We start from the raw sequence: 5,069 nt of genomic DNA, 5'->3' as shown, positions 1-5,069 counted from the left end.
GCCTACGGCGAATGCTTACGCTGGAAACTCCCATCCGCCATTCGCATTGGAGAACAGCCAGCCATTGGGCAGATGCACGATCAGCGCGCCGATCATCAGCGGAATGAGCGAGAGGCACACGAAGCGCGTGAAAACGCCGAAGATCAATGCGAGGCCTCCGCCGATTTCCGCGGCCACGACCACATAGGCGAGCAGCGATGGGTAGCCGAGCGATTCGAAGAATCGCGCCGTTCCAGGCAGAGTGAACACGAAAATTTTGAGAAGCCCATGCGCGAGAAACAGCGCGCCGAGGCTCACACGCAGCAGCAGAGCGGCGTAATCGGCGTTACGAACATTGGTCATTGTCTCGATCCTTTTGGTCATGTTTGCGATCGCGGCCGGCGCGCCGGCGCCGGCCTATGGTCATGCGGAGTCGACGAGAACGATCTCGCTGTCCTCGAGCGCTGTGACGCGTAGGATGTCGACATCGCTGATGGCGGCGCCGTCACGGGCGTTGACGCGCAGATCGTCGATCCGCACGGCGCCGCTCGCCGGCACGAGATAGGCTTTGTGGTCGCGGCCCAGCGCATATTCCGCCGTCTCGCCGGTCCGGAGAGTCGCGCCGACGACGCGCGCCTCGGCGCGGATCGGCAGCGCGTCGCCGTCATTGTCGAAGCCGGAAGCGAGAGTGACGAAACGGCCCGAGCGCTCGCCCTTGGGAAAGGGGCGAGATCCCCAATCCGGCGCACCGCCGCGCGTCGTCGGCAAGATCCAGATCTGAAAGATCCGGGTGGTCTCATTCTCGAGATTATATTCGGAATGGGCGATCCCTGAGCCCGCGCTCATCACCTGCACGTCGCCGGCCGCGGTGCGGCCCTTATTGCCGAGACTATCCTGATGCGTGATCGCGCCCTCGCGGACATAGGTTACGATTTCCATGTCGCGATGCGGATGCGTCGGAAAGCCGGAGTGCGGCGCGATCGTGTCGTCGTTCCAGACGCGCAGATTGCCCCAATGCATCCGCTCGGGATCGTGATAGCCGGCGAATGAGAAATGATGCTTGGCGTCGAGCCAGCCGTGATCGGCGCCGCCGAGGCTGTCGAAAGGTCTCAGTTCGATCATTGCAAATCTCCCGTCGCGTGATCGGTCGCTGTCGATGGAGCGGATTTAAGGGTTGCGCTCCTTTCTGTTCAGTCGGATAATTTTTGTCGAACTGTTCGAGAAAGTTGAAAAGTGAGCAATCCGGGCGCGCCCAGCCTCGACCAGCTGACCATCTTCCTGGCCATTGTCGACGCCGGCAGCTTCGCCGGCGCGGCGCGGCGGCTGAACCGCGCCGTCTCGGTGATCAGCTATGGAATCGCCAATCTCGAGGCGCAGCTCGGCATAGAGCTGTTCGAGCGCGAGGGAACGCGCAAGCCGCGGCTCACCGTGGCCGGGCGCGCGCTGCTGGCGGAGGCGCGGGCGATCTCGCGCGGCGTCGAGGATTTGCGCGCCAAGGTCAAGGGCCTGCTCGAGGGGCTGGAGGCGGAGGTCGATCTCGCCGTCGATGTGATGCTGCCGACGGAGCGGGTGGGAGCCGTGCTGCGGGAATTCGCGCAGCAATTTCCGACGGTGGCGCTGCAGCTGCATGTGGAGGCGCTCGGCGCGGTCACGGCGATGGTGCTGGACGGCGCGGCGATGATCGGCGTATCGGGTCCGCTCTCGCTCGGCGTCGAGGGGATAGAGAGCATCGCGGCCGGATCGATTGCGCTGATCCCGGTCACGGGTCCCGATCATCCGCTGGGGCGCATGGCGCGCATCCCGCCCGGCGCCGCACGCGAGCATACGCAGCTCGTGCTCACGGATCGCTCGCGCTTCACCGAGGGACGCGATTTCTCTGTGATCAGCCCGCGCAGCTGGCGGCTCGCCGATCTCGGCGCCAAGCACGCTTTGCTGCGCGAGGGCGTCGGCTGGGGCAACATGCCTTTGCATATGATCGCGAGCGATCTGGCGTCGGGCGCGCTGGTGCGGCTCGCCATGCCGGATCATCCGGGCGGCCTCTATCGCTTTTCGTGCATTTGGCGGCGTGAGGCTCCGCCGGGGCCGGCCGCCTCCTGGCTGGTCGATCGCTTCGTCGCGCTGGGCGCGGTCGATTCGCCGGTCGAAGGGCTGAGCGACGTTTGATCGGGATCTCATTCTCGAGAAAACCTCGTCAACCCTTTGCCGGCTCGCTCGATGCGGGATGAAGCGCGCAGAGGATGGTTCCAAGCAGGATCAGCGCTCCGGCCAGGAACAGCGGCGCCGCGAGACCGCTATGGACGACGAGAAACGCGCCGATTCCCGCGCCGAGAAAGATTGCCGCGACACTGCCCAGGCGCCGCGGCCAATTGGCGTTGGCGCCGCCGGCGAGCGGCGAATCCGCGGCGAGGCCGGTCAGCGTCAAGGTCAGAACGGTCGTGGTCAGATCGGGAATCTTCAGCTGCCGAATGGTCGCGTTGCGAAAACCCATGGCGACGGCGGTGAATGCGATGATCGCGTAAATCATTATCGTCGAGCGCGGGCTCGTGGCTTCCACGCCGAAGGCCATGACCGCGCTCGCCCAGATCAGTAATGCCTCGATGATCGCGGCCGCAGTCAGCCAGCGACGCAGCGGCAGGCCGACATGCGCGCGACCGATGCGCCCGGCGCCGAGCGCGCCTAGCAGAAAGGCGGAGAGCGCGACGAGATAAGGCGTCACCTCGAAGCCTGGCGCCCCTGTCGCGGCTAGGCCGAGGAAGACGATATTGCCGGTCATATTCGCGGTGAAGACCTTGCCGAGGCCGAGCACGCTGATCGCATCGACGAGGCCGGTCGTGACCGAGAGCAACAAGAGCAGCCATGGCAGCGGAGACTGCGAAGGCTCGTACATGAGCGGCTTTCGGTCGCGCTTGCCGAGGTCGAGCATGGCGATGAGAGCGAAGCCCGCGACGAGCCCGAGATGCTCGAAAAAGGCGTTCGCCGCCGCTATACGCTCCGGCCCCTGCATCGTCCAAAAGGGATTGGCGGTGAAAGCAGCGAGCAAAGTGAAGCTCCCGAGCGCCGCCGCTCCGAGCCACGCCATTCGGTCGAGAAGAATGAGGGCCGGGCCGATGATCTCGACCGCGATCGTCAGCGCGGCGAAGAGGGTGGGCGGATGCAGTCCGAAATGCTCTTGCTCCGCCACGGCGCCGGGCCAATCCAAAAGCTTGCTCACGCCGCCGAGCAGATAGGCCGCGACGAGCAGCAGGCGGATGAGGAAGCTCATCCATCGCGACGAGAGAATTGCCAAGATGGGCTTGGAGGTCGCGCTCATCGCGCGCGCGCCTGATGGATTTCGGCGATATAGCCGCCTGGAAATTCGACGAGCGCCGCCCGTCGATCGCCTGCGTCATAGGGCCGTACAACAATTCTCGCGTCGGCTGCCTCCGCCTTGGTGAGCGTCGCTTCGAGGTCGCTCACCTCATAGCCGGTGAAATCGCGGCCCCAGGGCCAAGGCAATTGCCCATTCGAGACAAGAACCGTGAGCTTGCCATAGCCGGAGGCGATCCGCACGCGGCGGATCGTCTTGTCCGGCTGGCCCGCTTCGCTTCCGGGCGCCGACTTCTCATCGGAAAGGATGCGTCCATGCGCGAAGCCGGTCCAGCGACGGATGAACTCATCGGCGGCGTCGGCGGTGAGATAGACGCGGTTTTCGGGGACGCTCGTCAGCGGCGCATAATTCGGCTTGGCTGTATGCCAATAGAGCTGCATGTTCACGCCGCCCGGCCATTGCACGACGACATCGCGGCCGATGGGGTCGGGGAAGGTTTCGATCAGCCGTATCGCCCCATTGCGTCGCGCCGCCTTCACCGCGGCGTCTATGTCGGTGACGAGTTTCGAGCCTCCGGTGGCGCTAGCCTGTCATTGATGGATATCGCCGCGGCCGCGTCAGCCGTCGCGGTCCCTATTCGCGGGGAGCGGCCCCAGAACATGTTGCGAGCAATCATGGCGAATGAAGCGGACGAGCTCGGCTCGATCGGCGGTCCGTTTGGCGATCGGAACGATCTGCTCGCCGAGCAATATTCCGGCGAGCCCGACGAGCGCGACGACTGGCGGCGCAGGGGAACGGACGCCGAGCAGGCTGTAGACGACGCCGATCAAAAGTCCGGCGCCGAGGGATAGGAGATAAGAGCTCATCGCGTTGGGCTTCCTGCTTCTCGAGAGAGTGACGGGCGCGGCGGGGCGCGAAGCTGAATAGCGAGCGCCGCGGCGCTGAACGCAGCTCCCAAGACGGCGACGGCCGGCCATTCGCCGAGCCGCCAAGCGATCATCGCGCTGAACGAGCCCCCCGCGCCGCCGAGGAACATGGTCGTCATGAACAGAGTGTTGAGCCGTCCGCGCGCTTCGGCGCGCAGCGCGTAGATCACATGCTGATTGGACACGAGCGCCGCCTGCATCGCGAAATCGAGCGCCATTACGCCAGCGATGAGTCCTGCAAGACCGCTCCAGAAGGCCATCGCCGCCCAGGAGGCCAGCGCCAGCGCGGCTCCCAGTCGAACGATCGTGGACGGTCCGCGCGCGTCGGCTATGCGTCCGGCGAGCGGCGCGGCGATGACGCCGATCGTTCCGACCACGCCGAACAAGCCCGCATCGGCGGCGCCGAGCCCGAGAGGCGGCGCCGCGAGCCGTAGCGCCAACACTGTCCAGAAGACGGAAAAAGCGGCAAACAGGAAAGCTTGCGTGAATGCTGCGCGCCGCAGCGCCGGCAGGTCGCGCCAGAGATGCCGCAGAGAGCCCATCAGCTCTGGATAAGCGAGGCGTAGCTCGCCACGCACATCCGGGAGAATCGCTTGGAGGGCGAGCGCCACCAGCAGCATCGCCGGAGACGCGGCGAGGAACATGGAGCGCCAGCCGAATTGTGCGGCGACGAATCCGGCGAGCGTGCGGCTCAGCAGCACGCCGAGCAGCAGTCCCGACATCACTGCGCCGATGGCGGCGCCCCGCCGCTGTGGGTGCGCGAGTTCCGCAGTGAGTGGAACGAGCTGCTGCGCGACACTCGCAGCGAAACCGACGAGCGCCGACGCGATGGCCAGCGTGAGCGCATCGGGCGCCGC

7 protein-coding genes are annotated in these 5,069 nt (G+C 65.7%); 1 reads left to right on the top strand and 6 read right to left on the bottom strand.

Features of this window, described 5'->3' with window-relative positions; genetic code table 11:
• Positions 1 to 15: 15 nt before the first annotated feature.
• Both A1351_RS01195 and A1351_RS01190 read right to left on the bottom strand, forming a co-directional pair.
• Positions 16 to 342, bottom strand: a complete 327-nt coding sequence (locus tag A1351_RS01195) for a DoxX family protein (protein WP_083967004.1) — start codon at positions 340 to 342, stop codon at positions 16 to 18.
• 60 nt (positions 343 to 402) lie between these two features.
• Entirely contained in the window at positions 403 to 1,101 is a 699-nt protein-coding gene (locus A1351_RS01190) for a pirin family protein (RefSeq protein ID WP_064031947.1), read from the bottom strand.
• Between the two features lie 111 nt (positions 1,102 to 1,212).
• Here A1351_RS01190 and A1351_RS01185 point away from each other — a divergent pair, with 111 nt between their 5' ends.
• Positions 1,213 to 2,142 carry a LysR family transcriptional regulator gene (locus A1351_RS01185; RefSeq protein WP_024879526.1) on the top strand — a complete coding sequence of 310 codons (930 nt, stop codon included), beginning with the start codon at positions 1,213 to 1,215 and terminating at the stop codon, positions 2,140 to 2,142.
• 28 nt (positions 2,143 to 2,170) lie between these two features.
• Here the strand turns inward: A1351_RS01185 and A1351_RS25060 are convergent, their stop codons facing one another.
• The 4 genes from A1351_RS25060 to A1351_RS01165 form a co-directional block, all read right to left on the bottom strand.
• Positions 2,171 to 3,289 carry a DUF1275 family protein gene (locus tag A1351_RS25060; protein WP_198029876.1) on the bottom strand — a complete coding sequence of 373 codons (1,119 nt, stop codon included), beginning with the start codon at positions 3,287 to 3,289 and terminating at the stop codon, positions 2,171 to 2,173.
• On the bottom strand, positions 3,286 to 3,825 hold the full coding sequence (locus A1351_RS01175) for a hypothetical protein (RefSeq protein ID WP_198029877.1): 540 nt from the start codon (positions 3,823 to 3,825) through the stop codon (positions 3,286 to 3,288). Before A1351_RS01175 ends, A1351_RS25060 begins: the two co-directional genes overlap by 4 nt.
• A gap of 78 nt (positions 3,826 to 3,903) precedes the next feature.
• Positions 3,904 to 4,152: a XapX domain-containing protein gene (locus A1351_RS01170; protein ID WP_064031946.1), complete on the bottom strand. Its 249-nt coding sequence runs from the start codon at positions 4,150 to 4,152 to the stop codon at positions 3,904 to 3,906.
• Positions 4,149 to 5,069, bottom strand: a 921-nt coding sequence (locus tag A1351_RS01165) for an MFS transporter (RefSeq protein WP_064031945.1), incomplete at its 5' end; no start/stop codon positions are given. The genes A1351_RS01165 and A1351_RS01170, both read right to left, overlap by 4 nt.

The sequence above is a fragment of the Methylosinus sp. R-45379 genome, from assembly GCF_001644125.1.
GTDB lineage: Bacteria > Pseudomonadota > Alphaproteobacteria > Rhizobiales > Beijerinckiaceae > Methylosinus.
The sequence above is the reverse complement of the archived record's forward strand: the minus strand, read 5'-3'. Positions and strand labels throughout refer to the sequence as shown.